The 19506-nt window shown below is 71.0% G+C and carries 19 protein-coding genes; 11 read left to right on the top strand and 8 right to left on the bottom strand.

The features are described 5' to 3' along the window. Nucleotides 1–33: 33 nt before the first annotated feature. Genes ACIBF7_RS30195 through ACIBF7_RS30180 form a run of 4 tightly spaced genes read right to left on the bottom strand, consistent with a single transcriptional unit; the run spans nucleotide 34 to nucleotide 5106 of the window. The gene (locus ACIBF7_RS30195) at nucleotides 34–2088 is read right to left on the bottom strand and encodes an FAD-dependent monooxygenase (RefSeq protein ID WP_271277754.1); all 2055 of its coding nucleotides are present in this window, start codon (nucleotides 2086–2088) and stop codon (nucleotides 34–36) included. Further along, entirely contained in the window at nucleotides 2085–3032 is a 948-nt protein-coding gene (locus tag ACIBF7_RS30190) for a polyprenyl synthetase family protein (RefSeq protein ID WP_271277755.1), read from the bottom strand. The genes ACIBF7_RS30195 and ACIBF7_RS30190 overlap by 4 nt, the downstream gene beginning before the upstream one ends. Then, nucleotides 3029–4576, bottom strand: a complete 1548-nt coding sequence (locus tag ACIBF7_RS30185) for a hypothetical protein (RefSeq protein WP_271277756.1) — start codon at nucleotides 4574–4576, stop codon at nucleotides 3029–3031. The genes ACIBF7_RS30190 and ACIBF7_RS30185 overlap by 4 nt, the downstream gene beginning before the upstream one ends. Next, nucleotides 4573–5106, bottom strand: coding sequence for a hypothetical protein (locus ACIBF7_RS30180; protein WP_271277757.1), 534 nt, complete (start codon nucleotides 5104–5106; stop codon nucleotides 4573–4575). Before ACIBF7_RS30180 ends, ACIBF7_RS30185 begins: the two co-directional genes overlap by 4 nt. A gap of 317 nt (nucleotides 5107–5423) precedes the next feature. Here ACIBF7_RS30180 and ACIBF7_RS30175 point away from each other — a divergent pair, with 317 nt between their 5' ends. Beyond that, the gene (locus tag ACIBF7_RS30175; RefSeq protein ID WP_148029754.1) at nucleotides 5424–6197 is read left to right on the top strand and encodes an enoyl-CoA hydratase-related protein; all 774 of its coding nucleotides are present in this window, start codon (nucleotides 5424–5426) and stop codon (nucleotides 6195–6197) included. Between the two features lie 48 nt (nucleotides 6198–6245). Here the strand turns inward: ACIBF7_RS30175 and ACIBF7_RS30170 are convergent, their stop codons facing one another. From ACIBF7_RS30170 to ACIBF7_RS30155, 4 genes are all read right to left on the bottom strand, one after another. Then, the gene (locus ACIBF7_RS30170) at nucleotides 6246–7160 is read right to left on the bottom strand and encodes a hydroxymethylglutaryl-CoA lyase (protein ID WP_271277758.1); all 915 of its coding nucleotides are present in this window, start codon (nucleotides 7158–7160) and stop codon (nucleotides 6246–6248) included. A 4-nt stretch (nucleotides 7161–7164) separates the two neighbouring features. Continuing rightward, nucleotides 7165–7830 carry a GntR family transcriptional regulator gene (locus ACIBF7_RS30165; RefSeq protein WP_148029756.1) on the bottom strand — a complete coding sequence of 222 codons (666 nt, stop codon included), beginning with the start codon at nucleotides 7828–7830 and terminating at the stop codon, nucleotides 7165–7167. A 77-nt stretch (nucleotides 7831–7907) separates the two neighbouring features. After that, nucleotides 7908–8315 carry a metal-sulfur cluster assembly factor gene (locus ACIBF7_RS30160; protein WP_148029757.1) on the bottom strand — a complete coding sequence of 136 codons (408 nt, stop codon included), beginning with the start codon at nucleotides 8313–8315 and terminating at the stop codon, nucleotides 7908–7910. Nucleotides 8316–8341: 26 nt separating this feature from the next. Next, nucleotides 8342–9439 carry an amidohydrolase family protein gene (locus ACIBF7_RS30155; protein ID WP_148029758.1) on the bottom strand — a complete coding sequence of 366 codons (1098 nt, stop codon included), beginning with the start codon at nucleotides 9437–9439 and terminating at the stop codon, nucleotides 8342–8344. 317 nt (nucleotides 9440–9756) lie between these two features. Between ACIBF7_RS30155 and ACIBF7_RS30150 the strand changes: the two genes are divergently transcribed. The 10 genes from ACIBF7_RS30150 (at nucleotide 9757) to ACIBF7_RS30105 (ending at nucleotide 19495) form a co-directional block, all read left to right on the top strand. After that, complete coding sequence (locus tag ACIBF7_RS30150; protein WP_397198682.1) at nucleotides 9757–10581, top strand: ATP-binding cassette domain-containing protein; 825 nt, start codon at nucleotides 9757–9759, stop codon at nucleotides 10579–10581. 64 nt (nucleotides 10582–10645) lie between these two features. Next, a complete protein-coding gene (locus tag ACIBF7_RS30145) occupies nucleotides 10646–11767 on the top strand; it encodes a substrate-binding domain-containing protein (RefSeq protein WP_148029760.1) in 1122 nt (373 codons plus the stop codon). 8 nt (nucleotides 11768–11775) lie between these two features. Then, nucleotides 11776–12762, top strand: coding sequence for an ABC transporter permease (locus ACIBF7_RS30140; protein ID WP_397198681.1), 987 nt, complete (start codon nucleotides 11776–11778; stop codon nucleotides 12760–12762). A gap of 5 nt (nucleotides 12763–12767) precedes the next feature. Then, nucleotides 12768–13754, top strand: a complete 987-nt coding sequence (locus ACIBF7_RS30135) for an ABC transporter permease (protein WP_148029762.1) — start codon at nucleotides 12768–12770, stop codon at nucleotides 13752–13754. 26 nt (nucleotides 13755–13780) lie between these two features. After that, nucleotides 13781–14995, top strand: coding sequence for a CaiB/BaiF CoA transferase family protein (locus ACIBF7_RS30130; protein WP_397198680.1), 1215 nt, complete (start codon nucleotides 13781–13783; stop codon nucleotides 14993–14995). Nucleotides 14996–15021: 26 nt separating this feature from the next. Beyond that, nucleotides 15022–15441: a heme-binding protein gene (locus ACIBF7_RS30125; protein WP_148029763.1), complete on the top strand. Its 420-nt coding sequence runs from the start codon at nucleotides 15022–15024 to the stop codon at nucleotides 15439–15441. An 88-nt stretch (nucleotides 15442–15529) separates the two neighbouring features. Beyond that, nucleotides 15530–16693 carry an acyl-CoA dehydrogenase family protein gene (locus ACIBF7_RS30120; RefSeq protein ID WP_397198679.1) on the top strand — a complete coding sequence of 388 codons (1164 nt, stop codon included), beginning with the start codon at nucleotides 15530–15532 and terminating at the stop codon, nucleotides 16691–16693. Next, nucleotides 16690–17508 (top strand): cyclase family protein, encoded by an 819-nt coding sequence (locus ACIBF7_RS30115; RefSeq protein WP_271277250.1) that lies wholly within the window; start codon nucleotides 16690–16692, stop codon nucleotides 17506–17508. The genes ACIBF7_RS30120 and ACIBF7_RS30115 overlap by 4 nt, the downstream gene beginning before the upstream one ends. 14 nt (nucleotides 17509–17522) lie before the next feature. Further along, nucleotides 17523–18167, top strand: a complete 645-nt coding sequence (locus ACIBF7_RS30110; protein ID WP_187280994.1) for a TetR/AcrR family transcriptional regulator — start codon at nucleotides 17523–17525, stop codon at nucleotides 18165–18167. Between the two features lie 2 nt (nucleotides 18168–18169). Continuing rightward, entirely contained in the window at nucleotides 18170–19495 is a 1326-nt protein-coding gene (locus tag ACIBF7_RS30105; RefSeq protein ID WP_271279616.1) for a phenylacetate--CoA ligase family protein, read from the top strand. Nucleotides 19496–19506: the final 11 nt, after the last annotated feature.

Here is a 19506-nt window from a genome sequence, read left to right as displayed (position 1 = left end):
CCGGCAGCCGGCCGGCGGGCTCCACACGACCCGTCAGCTCACCGGCGCGGACGGGTCGTGCCGGTCCGCCGGAGCCGTTCCTGCTGGGCCGGCGGCTGATAGTGGTGCGCAGGGGGCGCACAAGGTCGCGACGAAGCTCCGCAGGATGCGCGCGGACACCGGATGGGTGACGTTCCGCAGCGCGGCCAGGGCCGCGCGGTGGGCGTCCTCGCAGCCGGTCGCGGCCAGGTCCATGGCCTCGGACCGGGCGCCAGGGACGCCCGCGAGCAGGCCGCCGGTGATCCCCGGCAGGTCGTCGGGGATGGCGGAGAGCCGTCCCGCGAGCATGGCGGGCAGGGTGACGTCGAGCCGGGTGCGCTCGCCGCGGAGCGCGAGGACCTCCTCGGCGTGCAGGAAGGCGTGCCCGCTGTGGCCGCCGAAGCTCCGCAGCGCGCCGACGGTCTCGGGGGACGCCCCGCCGAGCTGCGCCCCGATGCGGGAGGGGAACTCCAGCAGCGCGGCGAACACCTCTCCCGCCCGCGACCGGCCCGCCGGGTCGATCCTGGCGGCGCGCAGAGCGGCGAGCTCGCCCAGCCAGTCCGCGAACGACCACGACACCTCCGGCGCCGAGGCCGCCACCAGCCGTGACGCCTGGGCCAGCAGGAAGTCGCCCGCGAGCACGGTGCTGGCGACGGCCCAGTCCACCCTCCTGCCCGGGGCCGCACGCGGGGGCATCGGGCCGAGGAAGGCCAGCGCCCCGAGGGTCGCGAGCTCGATCGCGGCGGCGAGGGTGGCCATCGTCGCGTCGGGCGGGTTCCCGCCGGCCAGCAACGCGGCGAAGAACGGCACGGCGGGGCGCAGACGCTGGTGGGGAGCCTGTTCCCCGGCGATCAGCAGGCGGGCGATGAACGGCCATTCCGCACGGACGGCACGCACCGCGACCTCGTCGCAGGCGAGCAGGAACGGCCCGAGAAGCGCCACGTCGGCGGCGGGCAGCGGCATGAGGTCGGCGGCCGTCAGCCCGGAGAACCCTTCCGGGGTCAGCACGGCCCGCCGGACCTTGGCCGAGACGGGCCGCTCGTCGCCGGCCGTGGCCACCAGGACCCGCCAGGCGAGGTGGTAACGCCGGGCGGCGTGTGTCGCCGTCTCGAAGTAGCCGACGAACGTCGCCGACAGCCGCCGCGTGTAGGCCCGCCCGGCCGCGGCCGGGTCGCCGGGATGGCCGGTGATGGCACGGGCCGCCAGAACGGCGCTCTGCACGGCGTAGCTCAGCCCTTCGCCGGTGAACGGGTTGACCAGCCCGGCCGCGTCGCCGACCAGGAGCCGCCCGTCCTGGACGCTGCGCTCGGGGGAGAAGCCGCTGTTGAGCGCCCCGGTGACCGCCGGGCCCGTGGGGACGGCCGCGGCGAAGCGCGGGTCCCCGCCGGCCAGGACGGTCAGGGCGGTCTGAAGGAGTTCGTCCGGGTCGGCGGGGCCGAGCCTGGAGGCGCCGATCGTGCAGGTGCCGGCCGTCCCGCCCGGCACCGCCCACACGCAGGTGGGCCGTTCGGCCGGGTCGATGGTCCGCGGCGCGGGCAGGGCCAGCACGATCGACGTGGTCAGGTCCACTCCGCTGTACGGGCGCGCGCACAGCAGACCTGTGGCGTGCGACGTGCCGGTGGGGGGAGCCCCGGTCGCGAGCACGAGATGGCGTGCCGACACGGTGGTGCCGCCGGTGGAGGCGTGCCAGACGCCTTCCTCCCGTACGGGGTCGGAGACCGTACCGGGGAGCCAGGTGGCGCCCGCGGTGACGGCTGTCCGGCGCAGCCCGTCGAGGAGGCGGCGCCGGCCGCACATGGCGCTCACGGCCTCGGGCAGCACATGGCCGTCGCCGGGGCCCAGCCGCAGTTCGACGGCGTCGACGACGCGGGCGCCGACCTCCTCCAGCGCGCCGACCGACGCCAGGCCGCGCAGGGCCGCCCCGCTCAGCACGAGGTCGTGGTCCGCCCGCCCGTCGTCCTGACCGGCCAGCACGGCACGCAGGCCGTGCCGGGCCAGCTCGGCGGCGGTGATCGCCCCGGCCGGCCCGGCGCCGACGACGAGCACGTCGGCCGCGAGATGAACGGTCATGAAGGGACGTCCAGGAGGGAGGTGGTGAGCGCGGCCAGGCGGTCGCGGGGGTCGCCCGCGGGCAGCTCGCGCAGGGCGTCGAGCGCCTGACCATGCCAGTCGGCGGCCAGCCGGGCCGCGGCCTCCAGCCCGCCGCGGTCCTTGATGAGAGCGTGCGCCTCGGGCAGGTCCCGGACGCCGAACGACGGCGACAGCAGCAGCCTGGCGAGCTCCCCGCCCCGGTCGGGGCGTAGCGCGTACAGGGTCGGGGCGCCGAACAGGCCCAGCGCGTGGTCGGTGCCGATCGGCTTGCCCGAGCCGGACGGGCTCAGGTCCAGGCAGTCGTCGAGGATCTGGAAGGTGACGCCGAGCGCCGCGCCGAACCGTACCAGCGCGTCCGTCTCACCCGGCCCGCACCGGCCCTCCGCGGCGCCGAGCAGGCAGCACAGCCGGAACAGCTCGGCGGTCTTGCACCGCACGACCTCCAGGTAGGCGGGCAGGGGGAAGGCGGTGTCGAAGGCGCGCTCGACGTCGAGCAGCTCGCCGTAGGCGAGCGTGGCGACGGCCGTGCTGACCGCCCCGGCGACGCCTTCCCCGAGGTCGGCGGCCTCCGTGCCCACCAGCGCGAAGCAGGCCAGCCCGGCGAGCATGGCCTGTTCGGTGCCGACCGCCGTGTGCGCGGCCGGCGCTCCCCGGCGGGTCCGGGCCTCGTCGATGACGTCGTCGTGCAGGAGCGAGGCCAGGTGGGCCAGCTCCACGACGGCGCCGAGGCGTACCAGCCGGCCGGGGTCGGGCGTGCCGAAAGCCGCGCTGGCGGCCAGCAGCCGCGGCCGGGCGAACTTGCCCGGCCCGGCGATCAGCGTCCGCACCGGGCCCCGGACCGGGTCCGGCAGGTCATCGGCCAGGCGCGAGAGCCGGTCGTGCACCCCGGCGACGAAGGATCCAGGCGGTGCGGTGGTCGTCATCGCGGCATTTCCATGGGCCCGTTCGTCTCGATGGTCGGCACCGCGGCGATGGCGTCGTAGACGAGTTTGTACAGGTCCGGCTGGTTCATGTAGGCGAGCACCTGCCGCCGGTTCATGCCGAGGGTGGGCGTCAGCGCCTCCTGGAAGAGCTTGAAGGCGAGTCGGCCCTCCTCCGCGGTCAGCACCGTCTGGTTCAGGCCGTAGATGACCAGGGCGACGTCTTCGAGATGCTCTTCCGTGACGACGGCGGTCGAGCCGGGGTCGGCCAGCACCGTGGCCATGAAGTCGTGATATTTCGTGTAGTACTGCGAGGCGTAGGAGAGCTCCGACCCGGTGGCCTGCTTGCCCGCCAGCCGGTCGACCACCGCCTGCTGGTTGAGGTAGGCGAGGCGGGTAAGGAGCCTGCCGACCAGGCTCTGGGCCAGGAAGTCGTCCCGCAGGTCGTCGGCGAGGTCGTTGTCCTGGGTCAGCGGCAGGCGGTAGTAGTCGCCGACGGTCGACAGGAGCGGGCACGGACGCTGGTTCTCGGGCTCGACGAACGTGGAGCCGTCGCCTCCCGCGAACACCGCCGAGCCGGAGTCCCCGGGTGAGCCGAAGCTCTCGGTGAGGATGAGATCGGTGAACCGGATCGAGTCCAGGTACGACTCGACGCCGATGGCGGTGATGGTGCTGGAGCTGTAGCCCGAGGTTCTGCCGACCTTCTCGATCTTCATGTACGGCTCGGGGGCCACCACCGCGTCGGGGGCGGCCACCACCTTGCCGCTCGCGTCCCTGACGGCCACCGACACGTCGAGGGCGGCGAGGGCCTTGTCCATCCTGACGAGCGCGTTGGTGCCGTACCCGTCGCCCGCGGTGTGGATGCCGACGACGGGGTGATCGGCCGACGGGCCGGGCATGCGGTCGAGCGCGGGCTCCAGGACGAAGCCCTTCTGGTCGGTCAGCTCGGCGATGGCGGCGTCGACGCTGGTGCCGTCGTCGATGGGCGCCCAGCGTTTCACGTAGGCGATGATGTCGTCCGGCCGCGTGCCGCCGTCGTGGGCGCCCGGCTGGATGATGTCCTCCGCCGGGGTGGCCCGTCCCATGCGGGCGATCACGTGGTTGTTGGAGAGCAGGCACACCTTGCCGTCCTTGTTGTCCAGCACGAACAGCCCGAGCGTGCCCGCGGTGTTGCCGTCCATGGTGTTGGAGATGCTGCAGCCCGGCCGCGGCGGGCGCATGCGCCCGGTGACCTTGCCGGCGGCCGCGGTCGCCGTCACCGTCACCGTCACCGTGCCCATGGTGAACGGTCCGGCCTGGATCACGTCCACTTCGCAGGTGACCCCGTCCACCTCGACGGTCGCGGGCAGCAGCCGGCGGTTGGACACGAGCGCCGCGGGGCGCTTCTTGGCGACCAGGACGACGACGGCGGGCTCCTCGGTCCACTGCCCGCCGCGGCGGCGGAACCCGATGCCGGCGCCGGTGACGTTGGGGTCGGCGCCGAAGTAGTCCAGAATCTTCCGCTTGCCCCGGTGCAGCCGGTCCTCTGTCTCCCGGCTGAGCTTCATCGCGTCTCCAGGTGTCGCAGGGCGTCGGGCCGCATGCCCTGCTCGTGCAGGTGAGCCAGGCCGCCGATCCACACGGTCGCGAGGCTGTCGGAGGCGGGGTCGAAGTGGCGGGAGACGGTGGCCGCGCCGAGCGCGGCGAGCGCGATCAGGCCCTGCCGCTCGGCGGGCGCCGCGGTGGCGGCGGCCCGGCCGATGCCCGCGAGCAGCGCCGGCCGTGGCGCGGCCAGCAGGCCTTGGGAGATCAGGAGGTCGGCCCCGGTACGGACCGCCGCCAGCCGAGCCGGCCGCAGCCTGGCTTCGGTGGCACGCAGCCGGGAGGCGGTGGCCCGGCTGCTCGCCGTGCCCCCTTCGCCGAAGCCGGGGACCTCGATGGGGTAGATCGCTCCGGCCTTGGCCACCCGCAGCGCCATCGTGCGCTGCTCGGGCGACAACGCCTCGGCGGTGGCCGAGGCGGGGGTGGCCGCGGCGGCGCCGACGAGCAGGGTGGATCCTGCCACGCCGGACACGCGCAGCACGGTCCGGCGGGTCACGAAGGCCGATCGAGGTGGGTGGTCGCGCATCAGCCGATGTCTCTTTTCCTGCGGTACGTGAAGATGACGATCTGTCATGTTCGGCGGAAAAGTATCGCGATCATGAACCCGTGATCAAGAGCTCCGGCGAAACCGGGCCGCGCCGGCGGCGCCCGTGACCGCCTGGCGGAGGGGCGCGCCTCGCGCGGTACGACCCGACCGGCAGCGACGGCACGCGCCTCCCGGGAAATCGGCGTGAAATGCCGCGAAGCCGCTCGGACAATGGGCAACCTACTGGGTAGTATGTCTATTCAGAAAGCCTAGCCCTGGAGGAATTCATGGCGGACGAGCCCATTCTGATCGAACAGCGGAAACACGTGGCGATTGTCACGCTGAACCGCCCACGGCAACGCAACGCGCTGAGTTCGGAAATGCTGAAAGGCGTGGTGGAGGCGCTCGACTGGGCGGAGGGCGAGTCCTCGGTCCGCGCCGTCGTGCTGACCGGCGGCACCAAGCTGTTCGCCTCCGGGGCGGACCTGCGTGAGCTCCGGGACACCACCCCCGCCGACTACCTGCGTGCGGAGCGGCAGAAGGCCTGGCCCAGGATCGCCGCCTTCAAGAAGCCGCTGGTCGCCGCCGTCGCCGGATACGTCCTCGGCGGCGGCTGTGAGGTGGCCTTGAGCTGCGACTTCGTCGTGGCCGCCGACTCGGCCGTGTTCGGCCAGCCCGAGATCCGCCTGGGGCTCATCCCGGGCGCCGGGGGGACGCAGCGGTGGGCCCGGGTGGCCGGCCGGTTCGAGGCCGCCGAGCTCGTGCTTCTCGGTAAGACCGTCGACGCGTGGACCGCCAAGCGGATGGGCCTGGTCAACAGGGTCGTGCCGGCGGAGTGCGTGGTGGAGGCCGGTGTGGCGATGGCGGAGGAGGCCGCCCGGCACAGCCCCGTGGCCGGTCTGCTCGCCAAGTCGGCGCTGCGCGCCTCCGAGGAGATCGGCGTCTCCGCCGGGCTGGAGCTCGAGCGGTCCCAGCTCATGGTGGCCCTGTCGTCGGCCGACCGGACGGAGGGCATCGACGCGTTCCTGGAGAAGCGGCCCCCGCAGTTCCAGGGACGCTGATCCGGGGCGCCGGCTCGTTCTCCGCGAGGAGAGCGGGCCGGCGCGGTGCTAACGCGCCCCGGCCGGGAAGTCGCCGGCTCGCCCCAGCATCGCGGGCGGCTGCGTCTTCCCCAGCCGCTCGCAGATCCAGGTGCCCGTCGCGGCGGTCGCTTCGAGGTCGAGGCCGGTCCGCATGCCGCTGCGGTGCAGCGTGTACAGCAGGTCCTCGGTGGCGATGTTGCCGGTGGCGGCGGGGGCGAAGGGGCAGCCGCCGATCCCGCCCGCACTCGCGTCGAGGGTGTGCACCCCGCTCTCCACCGCCGCCAGGGCGTTGGCGTACCCGGTGTTGCGGGTGTTGTGGAAATGCATGCGCAGCGGCACGCCGGGAGCGGCCTCCGCGACCCGGGCCGCCAGGTCCCGGACCTGGTGCGGCACCCCGACGCCGATCGTGTCCGCGACCGCGATCTCGTCGGCGGGCGTGGCGAGCGCCGACCGGACGATCTCCAGGACCCGGTCGGCGGGGACCTCGCCCTCGAAGGGGCAGCCGAAGGCGGCCGACACCGTGAGGCTGACCCGGATCCCGGCGGCCCTGGCGGCCGCGGCGATGTCGTGCCAGGCGTCGAGCGACGCCTCGACGCCCATGCCCTGGTTGCGCAGGCTGAACGTCTCGGTGGCGATGACGACGTAGTTGACCTCGTCGACCCCGGCGGCGAAGGCCCTGTCCAGGCCACGCCGGTTGAGCACCAGGCCGATGTAGGAGACGCCGGCCGGCCTGGGCACGGCGGCCATCACCGCCTCGGCGTCGGCCATCTGGGGCACGCGCTTCGGATGGACGAAACTCACCGCCTCGATCCGGCGCGCGCCGGCGCGGATCAGGCGGTCGATGTATTCGACCTTCGTGCTCGTGTCGAGCAATTCCGGCTCGTTCTGCAGGCCGTCCCTCGGGCCGACCTCGACGATGTCGACAGAATGGGTATTCCCCAAGAGTTCAATCGCTTTCCGTGTCGGGATTCTTCGCGCGGCCCATGTTCGTCAATGTCGAACGGGCGCTGTAGATATGCGACTGCATAATGGATTGGGCCCATTCCCCGTCGCGGTTGGCGAAGGCCACCAGGACTTCCCGATGGTGGGCCATGCTGCGCGACAGCGCGTCCCTGTCGTACTGCCGGAAGGTCCGATAGACGAGGGGGACCTGCACCAGGGCCGAGAGCAGGCTGCTCAACCGCTGGTTGCGGCTGGCGTTCATGACGATCTGATGGAACCGGCCGTTCAGCTCGGCGATCTGGTCGAGGTGTCCGGGCTCGGCCTGCTCCGCCATCGCCTCCATGCGCCGGCTGAGCTCCCGGAGCTGTTCGAGCTCCTCGGCGGTGATGCGGTGCGCGGCCCGCTGGGCGACGGCTCCTTCCAGCTGGGCCCGCACCGTGAACAGGTCCCACAGATCCTCCGGGCTCCACTCGGGGATCCGGGCTCCTATGTTGTGCTCCCACTCGATGAAGCCCTCGGTGTGCAGCCGGCGCAGCGCTTCGCGGACCGGGGTCCGGCTCGCCCCCACCGCTCTGGCGAGGCTCGCCTCCGTGAGCTTGTCCCCGGGCTTGTAGGCGGAGCCCAGCAGGAGATCGCGGATGAGTTCGTAGGTACGTTCAGCCTTGGCCACGCCGGCACCTCAACCTTCACGTTCGGACAGTGGAAGCGGGGGACAGGTGACCGCCACGGGGGCCAAGACCGGACGGCTCATCGGACGGCGGCGTGCCGTGTCCGTACGACTTCGACCGGCAACAGGACGGATTTCCGGTTGGCCACCAGCCTTTCTCTGCCGGCCGGTGTCATACGGCTCTCGTCCCACTCCGTGCTGTCGCCCCAGGTGATGGCGACATCCTCCAGCTGGGGCAGCTCGCTGGCCAGCTCGCGGCGGACACTCTGTTCGAAATAAGGACTGTACATGCACATCGGAGCGGTCGTGATGAGCTTCAGGGCGACCCCCACGGCACGGCCGTCGGCCGCGTTCCGCACCTCCACGGACTCGACCAGGCCCATGTCGACGATCCCCATCGGCTGCCCGACCCCGAGGCTGCACGGGTCCTGGACCGCGTTGCACGCGTCGAGGACCCGGGCCACCAGATCCTGCTGTTCGGCTTCCATCTCCACCTCCTTGAGAGAACCGGGCGTCAGGCGGCCAGCCGTTCCCGGTGCAGCTTCCACGGGCGCTCGCCTTCGGCGAGGTAGGCGGCGCGCCGCTCGGCGATCCCGTCCGTGCTGATCCTCCGCTTGACCTCCGCCGGGTCCAGGCCGTGCAGGCGGGCGGCGTTGCCGCCGAGGAGCTTGGCCTTGATCTCGTCGGTGAGTTCGGGGAAGCCCCAGCCCTCGACCAGGTCCTCCGGCATGGTGAAGTCGCGCAGCGCCTCGACGATGGGCTGCGGGTGCGCCGACGGGACCCCGGTGGCGAACAGGATCCGGTCGGTTCCGCCGTGCGCCATGAGGGTGCCGATGATCTCGGCGAACTTCCGGGGCTTGCGCACGATCATGTTGGAGACCGACTCGATGGTCGCGTAGATGTTGCCGTGCGAGCGCAGTTGCAGGGCGCAGTCCTCCAGGAAGGCCCAGCCGCTGTGCACGACCTCGAAGGTCATGTCGGGGAACGCGATGGCCGCCGTGGTCACGTCGTCCACGTGGTTGAGCACCCGCGGACCCGCCCCGGCCGGCACGGCCTTGTGGATCGCGATGCGCCGCATGCCGAGTTCGCGCGCCTTCTCCAGGTACGGGAACACCAGCTCGCGGTCGTTGAGCAGGGTGAGCTTCGAGGAGCTGATCTCCGGATCGATGACGCCGTTCGTCGGATAGAACTTCAGTCCGTCGATGTCGTCCTCGCGGATGCGCTGCTCCATCAGCTCCAGCTCCGCCGGCCCGCGCAGCGGGTCCACGGGGGCGTAGAGCTGGACCCGGCCGGGGTAGGCGCGCTTGAGCGCCTTGCCCAGCTCGTAGGGCGAGGCGCCGCCGGAGAAGAATCCGTCGATCTCGACGCCGTGGTAGTACAGGACGTCCACGTCGCTCTCCACGAAGACGATCTCGGCGAGCTCCTCGGCCGTCCATCCGGCGGTGAACTCGTCCCGGGACATCAGGTAGCCGGGCTTGCCCGACTCCACGGACGTGTGCCCGACGCGGTAGAGGAAGTCGACCATGCCGTCGTACGAAGCCTGCGGGCAGTTCGGGTTCCGGTTCTCCGGCCGGAAGTCGTATCCGTGGACAACGGCATCGATGACGAGCATGTCGCCGATCATGGAACCTCCAGCGTTGGCTACGGGTGTGGCGCCTGTAACGGTCCACCTCGTGAAGTGTGTGCAATCTAGGCTCGACCCTCCGGAGGCGTCAAGACGTCCCGACAGCCGGGTCCGACTCTGACAACCCTTCTTGTTGCCGTCATCAAGGGCGGCCAACGCCTGTGACCTGGAATGATGTCTCGGATCAATGATCAGAGATTGACGTCCGAAGCCGTGGACTAGACCTTTCAGCATCTTGCTCCAGGGAGTAATGTTCCGGTTGCCCCTTGACAGATTGCATACGATTCGGCCGATACTCAGGCCCTATGAACGGCGACACAGCAGCATCCCCCGCAACGCTGCAGGACGATGCCCGGTCCGGCGGCAGGCCCGACAGCACGTCCGTGCTCGTCGCGACGGATCTCAGGAAGAACTTCGGGGCCGTGGCGGCGCTGGCGGGAGCGTCCCTGCACCTGCGTCGTGGTGAGGTGATGGCCCTGATGGGCGACAACGGGGCCGGCAAGTCGACCCTGGTGAAGTCCATCGCCGGCGTGGTCGTCCCCGACTCCGGGGAAATCCTGATCAACGGCGAGCCCAGGCGCTTCGCCGGCCCCGGCGACGCGCTGAGGGCCGGCATCGAGACCGTCTACCAGGATCTCGCCCTCGTCGACTCCATGTCGGCCAGCGAGAACGTCTTCCTGGGACGGGAGCCCGTCAAGGCCGGGCCGCTCGGCCGGCTCTTCAAGCTCGTGGACCGCCGCCGCATGGCGGACGACGCCGGTCAGGCGCTGGCCGGGATCGGCGCGAAGATCCCGTCGCTCGCGGACTCCGTGTCCGCGATGTCGGGAGGTCAGCGCCAGGCGCTCGCCGTGGCGCGCGCGATGCTCTGGGGCAAGAACATCGTCATGCTCGACGAGCCCACCGCGGCCCTGGGGGTGCAGGAGTCGGAGGGTGTCCTGGAGATCATCACGGCCCTGAAGACACAGGACGTGTCCGTGCTCATGATCTCCCACAATCTGGAGCACGTGTTCAAGGTGGCGGATCGGGTGACCGTGATGCGCCAGGGCCGGACGGTGGGCGAACGGCACATCCGCGATGTCGTGGCCAACGACATCGTCGGACTCATCACCGGGGGATCAGAGGTGTCCTGAGCGGCACCGAGATCGGGGAAACCTCGTCGAATCCCACCTGGTGTGGGCGAGATCGGAGTACGAAATGTCAACGTCCAGACTACGACGCTGGCCGCTGAAGGCCGTGGCCATCATGTCGCTCACCGCCGCGGTCGCGGCCTGTGGCGGCTCCACGGACACCGCCGAGCCGGCCGCGGGGGAGTCCGCCGCGGACAAGAAGGTGTTCATCGGCTTCGCCAACTTCGCCGAGCCGGAGAGCCCGGTGCTGAAGGCGCTCGACACCGGCATGCGCAAGGAAGCCGAGAAGCGGAGCTGGGACCTGGTGGTCCTCAACAACGACCGGGACGGGCCCACCGCCGTCTCCAACGCGGAGACGATGGTCGCCCAGGGCGTGACGCACGCGGTGGAGTTCCAGGGTGACGGCAAGGTCGCCCCCCAGCTCATGGACACGTTCAACGCCGCGAACATCCCGGTCATCGCGATCGACATCGCCCACCCCGGCGCGCACTTCTTCGGCATCAACAACGTCGAGGCCGGGCGGCTCAGCGGGCTCGCGGGCGGCAACCACGCCAAGGAGAACTGGGACTGCAAGCCCGACCTGGTGACCCTGCTGGAGAACGAAGCCTCCGGTGACGTGGCGCTGCTGCGCACCGAGGGCATTCTCAAGGGCCTCAAGGAGGCGTGCCCCGACCTTCCCGACGACGTGATCCAGCGGCGCAACTCACCGACCACGCCGGACGGCGCCCAGGGCGTCGCCCGCGACATCCTGGTCTCCAAGCCGGACGCCAAGAACATCCTCGCCCTGGGCGGCAACGACAACATGGTGATCGGCACCATCAACGCCGCCGAGCAGCTGGGCCGGGCCGGCAACGTGTTCGGCTACGGGCTGGGCGCCGACCTCATGCTGTTCGGGGTGGACACTCCCGGCCTGGGTGGTTCGACCGCCTTCTGGTACGAGGGATACGCGAAGGAGATCTTCAAGCTCCTCGACAAGATCGTCGCAGGTGAGGCTCCCGCGGTCGTCGACTCCCCGACCGACCCGAAGGCGCACTTCAACCCGGCGTGCCAGTTCCCCAACGACCAGGTGAAGAGCATTCCCAGCCTGGACCAGAGGATCGAGGAGCTGTACGCGGGCGACGCCGGCTCGGCCTCGGCCGCCGAGAAGTACTGCCCCGAGGGCGTGGAGACGTACGGGCTCAAGGGTTAGCCGGACCAATGTCGACTTCAGGCATCGCACTGACGAACCGGGGGGCGAGGGTCTCGGCCCTCGCCCCCCGGGGGCGTGGCGCCACCACGCTGGTGCTGCTGCTCACCTGGCTGGCGCTCGTCGTGGCGACCGGCCTGCGGGCCCCCGGCTTCCTGTCCGGCCAGACGGTCGTGGCCGTGGCGTTCAACATGGCCTTTGTCGGGATCATGGTGACCGGCGTCGGCATCGTCATGATGTCCGGTGCCGAGTTCGACCTCTCCGTCGGGGTCACCGCCGTCACCTCCGCGCTGATCGTGGCGCAGCTTCTCGTCGAGGGCTGGTCGTTCCCGCCCGCGATGCTGGTCGCGGTGCTGTTCGGGGTGCTGATCGGAGCCGCCAACGCCTGGCTCGTGCTGTGGCTGGGCATCCATCCGATCGTGGCGACCCTGGGCATGATGTTCCTGGTCAGCGGGGTCACCCGGATCTTCGTGGACTTCGTCGCCATCCCGCGCGACTCCTTCCTGCGCCAGCAGGCCGCCGGAGCGTGGCTCGGCGTCCCCAGGGTCTTCTGGGTGATGCTGGTGGTCTTCACGATCGTCGGCCTGGTGATCAGGAGCACGCGTCCCGGCCGGCATCTCGTCGCGGTGGGCGGCAACGCCCAGGCCGCGCGGGCCCGTGGCATCAGCCCGCGGCGCGTCCAGGGCGTCGCGTTCGTCCTGTGCGGGCTCTGCGCGGGCATCGCCGGGCTGGTGCTCGCCTCCCAGGGCGACATCGTGCAGTCCAGCCTCACCGCTGGCACCGAGTTCAGGGTCATCTCGATCCTGCTGCTCGGCGGCATGGCCCTGACCGGCGGGCGCGGGCGGTTCAGCGGCGTGTTCGCGTCGCTGCTCCTGCTGAGCACGCTGCCGACGGCCATCGTCACCTGGGGCGTGTCGTCGAGCTGGCAGCCCGTCATCGAAGGCCTCGTCCTGGCCGTCGCCCTGGCCGTCAACTCATTGCGCGAGAAGAAGAGGTGAGAACCTTGACCAGCCGCCCGAAACCTTCGGCGACCGCGTTGCTGAGCCCCATGGCCACGAGTCTCGCCTTCCTCGCGATCGTGATCGTGTGCGGGATCGTGTTCGCCCCCAGCTTCCTGTCGGTCGCCAACCTGGCCAGCGTGTCGAGCGGGATCATGGCTCCGGCCATCATCCTTCTCGCGGCCTGCCTGGCCATGACGGGAGGGGTCGCGGACCTGAGTCTCGGGTCCGTGCTCGGGCTGGGGGGCGTCGTGTACGCCACGGTGCTCCAGCTCTCGGAGTCACCGCTCGCCGGGGTCGCCGCCGCCGCGGCGGCGGGGGTCGCCGTCGGCCTCTTCAACAGCGTGCTCTCGGTGCGGTTCCACATCTGGCCCCTGATCGCGACCCTCGGCATGCTGGTGGCGGCCCGCGGCCTGGTCAGCGTGATCAGCGGCGGCAGCTCGGTGGCCGCCTACACGCCGGAGCTGAGCGCGGCGCTGAAGACCGCCATCGGCCCCGTCCCCGTCGTTCTGGTCGGCGTGGTCGTCCTGGCCGTGCTCGTCGGCTGGATCATCAGGTACACCCGCTGGGGCAACCACCTGCGGGCGGTCGGCGGCGACGACGTCGCGGCCCGGCGTGCCGGGATCCCGGCCGACCGCGTGCGGATGTGGCTGTTCGTGGTCGTCGCCCTGGTGGCCGCGCTGGCCGGCTCGCTCCAGGTCATGCGGACCGGCGCGTCCGCGGTCAACCTCGGGGAGGGCGTCGAGCTGCTCGTGTACGGCGCCCTGCTCATTTCGGGTTACCGGCTCGCCGGAGGAGGGCGGGGCAGCGCCCTGTCCGGCCTGGTGTGCCTGTTCGCGCTGGAGCTGATCAGGAACATCTTCCGGCTGCGCGGGCTGCCCCTGCCGCTGACCGACGTGCTGCTCGGGCTCACCCTCATCGGAGCGGTCTCTCTCGACCTGGTCCGCGGACGCGTGCGACGGCCGCTGATCGCCCAGCCCGCGACCGGATGAGGGCCGGACCGCATGGAGAAAGGTGCATGAATCACATGGAAGCGTTCTCGCAGGGGCCGTTGACCGGGGTACGCGTCATCGAGACGGGTGTCCTGGTCGCCGGTCCGTACTGCGGTCAGCTCCTCGGTGATCTCGGAGCGGAGGTCATCAAGGTGGAGGACCCCGCCAAAGGCGACCCGATGCGGCAGTGGGGGCGCGAGCGTCCGCACGGCAAGTCGCTCTGGTTTCCCATCCTGGGCAGGAACAAGCAGTCCGTGACCTGCAACCTGCGGGTGGAGAAGGGCCAGGCGGTCTTCCGTAAGCTGATCGCCGACGCGGACGTCCTGATCGAGAACTTCCGCCCGGGAACCCTGGAGAAGTGGGGGCTCAGCCCTGAGACGCTCTGGGAGATCAACCCCCGCCTGGTGATCGTCAGGGTGTCGGCGTACGGCCAGGACGGTCCCTATGCCGGCCGGGCCGGATACGGCTCCATCGGTGAGGCCATGGGCGGCATCCGCCACATCACCGGTGATCCGAAGGCCCTGCCCAGCCGGGTCGGGATCAGCCTCGGCGACGCGCTGGCCGGCACCTTCGCGGCGCTCGGGTGCATGGGAGCGCTGCGCGTGGCCGAGACGACCGGGCGGGGACAGATCGTCGACAGCGCCATCTACGAGGCGGTCCTGGCCCTGATGGAGTCGACCGTGCCCGAGTACGCGATCGGCGGCTACACCCGCGAGCGGACCGGGTCGATCCTGCCCAACGTCGCGCCGAGCAACGCGTACCGCACCAAGGACGACGACATGGTCCTGATCGCCGCCAACCAGGACACCGTCTTCGGCAGGCTCGCCCAGGCCATGGGCCGTCCCGAGCTCGCCGTCGATCCGGACTTCGCCACGCACGGCGGCCGGGGCCTGAACCAGGAGCGGCTCGACGAGATCATCGCGGACTGGTGCTCGACCATGCCGGCCGACGCGCTGCTCGACCACCTGCACGAGCACGGGGTGCCGGCGGGCCGCATCTACACGGCCCGCGACATGTTCGCCGACGAGCACTTCGCCGCGCGCGAGGCCATCGTCCGCCTCCCGCACCCGGAATTCGGCGAGTTCCCCATGCAGAACGTCTTCCCCCGGCTTTCCGCCACCCCCGGCGGGATCCGCTCGCTCGGCCCCGAAATGGGCGAGCACAATGAGGCGGTGCTGTCCCGGTTCGCCGGAATTGACCCAGAAGAGCTGGCCGGCCTGCGCGCAGACGGCGTCATCTGACGACCAACGATAAAGGGAGACCGACAATGCAGCCCATCAACAAGCCGTCGATCAGTTACGAGGACGCGCAGCGAGCAGTCGCGGCCGCCGTGGAGAAGGCCCGTGAGCAGGGTCTCGCCATGGTGGTGGCGGTGGTGGACGAGAGCGGCGTGCTCAAGGCCTTCGCCCGCATGGACGGCGCCGCCCTGCTCTCCGTCCAGGTGGCGAAGGACAAGGCGTACACGGCCGCGGGCTTCGGGATGCCGACGGACGGCTGGTACGACTTCATCAAGGACGACGGTCCGCTGGCGATCGGCGCCCCCGCCGGCATCGACCGTCTCGTCGTCTTCGGCGGCGGCTTCCCGATCACGGCCGACGGCCAGGTCATCGGCGCCATCGGCGTCAGCGGCGGCCACTACAGCCAGGACATGACGGTCGCCCAGGCCGGGCTCGACGCGCTGGCCTAGCCCCCCTGCCCGCCGGACGGAACCTCCCGCCCGGCGGGCACAGGTCTATCCTCGAACCAACCTACTCAGTAGTATGTTAGGAGTGTCCGTGGCGGTCATCTGGCAACCGGAGCTCGACGGGGAACGGCGGAGATGGGTCGATCTCGCCGCCCGGCTCACCGAGGACCACTTCGCCCCCCTGGCCGAAGAGCTCGACCGCGACCAGCGCTATCCGTGGGAGAGCGTGGAGAGACTGGTCGAGTCCGGTCTCGCGGGCCTGTTCGTGCCCCGGGAGTACGGCGGGCAGGGCGCCGACCTGGAGACCACCTGTGCCGTCATCGAGACGGTCTCGCGTGGTTGCACCTCCACCGGGTCGATCCTGGCGGCATACGCCCTGGGAGGCACGCCGCTCCTGCTCGCCGGCACCGACCGGCAGAAGGCCGAACACCTCGGCGGCCTGGCGGCGGGCAAGGCGGTCAGTTTCGCGCTCAGTGAGGAGGGCGCGGGGAGCGACGCCGCGGGCATCAGGACGACCGCGGTCCGCGAGGGCGACCACTGGCGCCTGCGCGGAGAGAAGATCTTCATCGGGAACGGCGGGGCCTCCCAGTCCTACATCGTGTTCGCGCTGACGGACCCGGAAGCGGGCACGCGCGGGATCACCGCCTTCCTGGTCGACAAGGACGCCGACGGCGTGGTGATCGACCGCTACGAGGACAAGATGGGCATCCGCGGCACCCTGACCAGCAACCTCAAGCTGGACACGGTCGTCGGCGACGACGCCGTCCTCGGCGAGCCGAACCGCGGGATGCGTCTCGCCATGCGGACGCTGGACGCGGGACGGATCTCCGTGGCCGCCCAGTCGGTCGGCGTCGGCCTGGCCGGATACGACGCCGGCAGCAGGGAGGCCTGCCGCAGGCAGACCTTCGGCAAGCCCATCATCGACAACCAGGGCATCTCCTTCCCGCTCGCCGACGTCGCCACCGAGCTCACCGCGGCACGCATGATCACCGTCGAGGCCGCGCGCGCGTACGACAGAGGAGAGAACGTCAGCGTGCTCGGCGCGATGGCCAAGCTCTACGCGAGCGAGGCGGCGCACCGCAGCGTCGACCTGGCGGTGCAGATCTACGGCGGCGCCGGCTACTGCAGGCCGTGCCCCGCCGAGCGGCTGTACCGGGACCAGCGCATCCTGGAGATCTACGAAGGCACCTCGGAGATCCAGCGGCTCGTGCTCGGGCGGTTCATCAAGGCCGAGGCCGAGGAGGCGAGCCGGTGACATTCACCGACCACTGGACGCTCGACGTCCCATGGCCGGAACCGGGCCCGTCGATCGTGTACGACCTGGCCCATCGGCTCCACACCGGCATCCCGCACCACCCCAACCATCCGCCCTACTCCTTCACCCTCACCAAGCGGCATGGAGAGGTGATGTATCCCGACGGCGTCTCCGCCGCCGCCGAGATGATCACCACGGGCGGTCACGTGGGCACGCACATGGACGGCTTCGCGCACGTCTCCAGGTTCGGCAGGATCTACGGCGGCCTCGACGTGACCGAGAACCAGTCGTACGCCGAGGGCGTCGCCGTGCACTCCGTCCACGAGATGCCCCCGGTCCTGGCGCCGGGCCACCTCGTGGACGCCACCGTCGCGCTGGGGCGGGACCTCACCCCCGATGACGGGGTGGACGCCGACCTGCTCGACGCCTGGTTCAGGACCCGCCCGCTGCCGGCGCCCGGCTCGGTCGTCCTGATCAGGACGGGCTGGGACCGGCACTGGGACGACAACGCCACCTTCCTCGGCACGTCGACCGGAGCCCCAGGGGTCACGCTCACCGGGGCGGAATGGCTGACCAGCCATGGGATCATCGCCTCCGGAACCGACACCGTCGCCTACGAGAAGATGCCGGCGGCGACGTTGCCGGTCCACTGTCATCTGCTGGTGGACCACGGTGTGCCGATCATGGAGGCGATGAACCTCGCACCTCTCAGCGAGCGCGAGGCCTGGGAGTTCTTCTTCATCGCCGCGCCGCTTCCCATCCTCGGCGGCACCGGCTCACCGATACGTCCACTGGCCCTGGTACCTCGGACGTAAGGGCGGTACACCCGTTGAGCAGCAGTGAGATCGGCCGGCCCGCACTGGGCCGGCCGGGCCCCGGCGAGGACGGCCGCAAGGCGATCCTGGACGCGGCGGCGCGGGCCTTCGCCCGCAAGGGCTACTTCGCGACCAGCATCGACGCGATCGCCGACGAGCTCGGCGCCACCAAGGGCCGCGTGTACCACTACTACCGGGGCAAGGCGGAGATCTTCCTCGACGTGGTGGTCACCGGGATGCGCGATCTCATCGCCGCGGTGGAACCGATCAGCGCCCGCCAGGACGCCGGACCCGGCGAGCGCATGTATCAGATGGCGCACCTGCACGCGTCCATGATGATGCTGCGCAACCACGCGCAGCGCGTCTCCGTACAGGCGATCGAGATGCGCTCGGTCGCCGAGATCGCGATCCACCAGGACGTGCTCGCCGACGTGTTCGCGCTGCGCCGCCGGTACGAGCAGATCTTCATCGACGTGGTCGAGGAGGGCGTCCGGCTGGGCGACTTCGCCGCCACCGACAGCGGCCTGGTCGTCAAGTCGGCGCTCGGCGCCCTGAACTGGATCCCCATCTGGTACGCCCCCGACCGCACGCCGCTCGACGTGGAGAAAGTCGCCGACACCTTCGCCCGATTCATCGTGAACGGTTTGAAAGGAAGCTGAAGATGGACAGCCCGAGCTCGGCCGAATACTGGAGCGAGGTGGAGACCTGGCCCAGGGACCGCATCGCGGAGTTCCAGCTCGCCGCACTGCGGCGGCAACTCGCCTACGTCGGGGCGAACAGCGCCTACTACAAGGCGGCCTGGGCCGGGATCGGCTTCGAGCCGGGTGACCTGCGCTCGCTCGACGACCTGCGCTCCCTGCCCGTCGTGCGCAAGGCGGACTACGTGGCGGACCTGGCCGAGCGGGGGCCGTGGGGCTCGATGCTGGCCGTGCACCCGGAGGACGTGGCCCGGGTGCACTTCTCCTCGGGCACCACCTCCTCTCCGGCGCCGGTCTGCTGGACCCGGCAGGACCTCGACCGCTGGGCCGACCTGTACGCCAGGTTCGCGTACAGCCAGGGCGTGCGCCGCACCGACGTGTACCAGGCGCTGTTCGGTTTCGCCTGGTTCGTCGGCGGGCTCGGCGTCACCGCCGCCTACACCAAGATCGGCTGTACGGTAATCCCAGGCGGGTCGGGCGACACCGAGCGCCAGATCGACGTCATGGCCAGATACGGCACCACCGCCGTCAGCGGCACGCCGTCGTTCATGCTGCACCTGGCCGAGACCGCCGAACGGCTCGGCCGCCCCGTGACGGGCAACCGGGTACGCCGGATCCAGGTCGGCGGCGAGCCGGGCGGCGGCATCCCCGAGACCCGCGCCCTCATCGAGGAACGCTGGGACGCCAAGGTGTTCGACGGCTACGGCTCACTCGAGTTCCAGCCCATCGCCTGGGAGTGCGAGCGGCAGGCGGGCGGCCACTTCGCCGAGGACTTCGTGTACGCCGAGGTCGTGGACGCCGGGACCGGCGCCCCGGTCCCGGACGGCAGCCCGGGCGTGCTCGTCCTCACCCACCTCGACAAGCAGGCGTCTCCGTTCGTGCGCTGGTGGACGGGCGACGTGGTGGTGCGCGACCCGGACCCGTGCGCGTGCGGCCGCACCCACGGCCGCCTGCGCGGGGGAGTGCTGGGCCGCGCCGACGACATGCTGGTGGTACGGGGCGTCAACTTCTTCCCGAGCTCGGTGGAGAGCCTGGTGCGCAGCACCCCGGGCGCCACCGGCGAGTACCTCATCGTGATCGACGAGGACGTCGTCGACCGGGCCACCGGCTACCTGACCGGCGTCAAGGTGCGGCTGGAGACCGAGGACGGCGCCGCCGAGTCCGCCGTGGACCGGCTCGCCCACGCCATCCGCGCCGAACTCACCGTCCGCGCGGTGGTCGAGCCGGTCCCGTCCGGCTCGCTCGCCCGCAGCACCCACAAGGCCAAGCGCCTGGTCCGCGAGATCTGAACAGCGAGGAG

This window comes from Nonomuraea sp. NPDC050478 (assembly GCF_044458265.1).
Taxonomy (GTDB): Bacteria; Actinomycetota; Actinomycetes; order Streptosporangiales; family Streptosporangiaceae; genus Nonomuraea; species Nonomuraea ferruginea.
The sequence above is the reverse complement of the archived record's forward strand: the minus strand, read 5'-3'. Positions and strand labels throughout refer to the sequence as shown.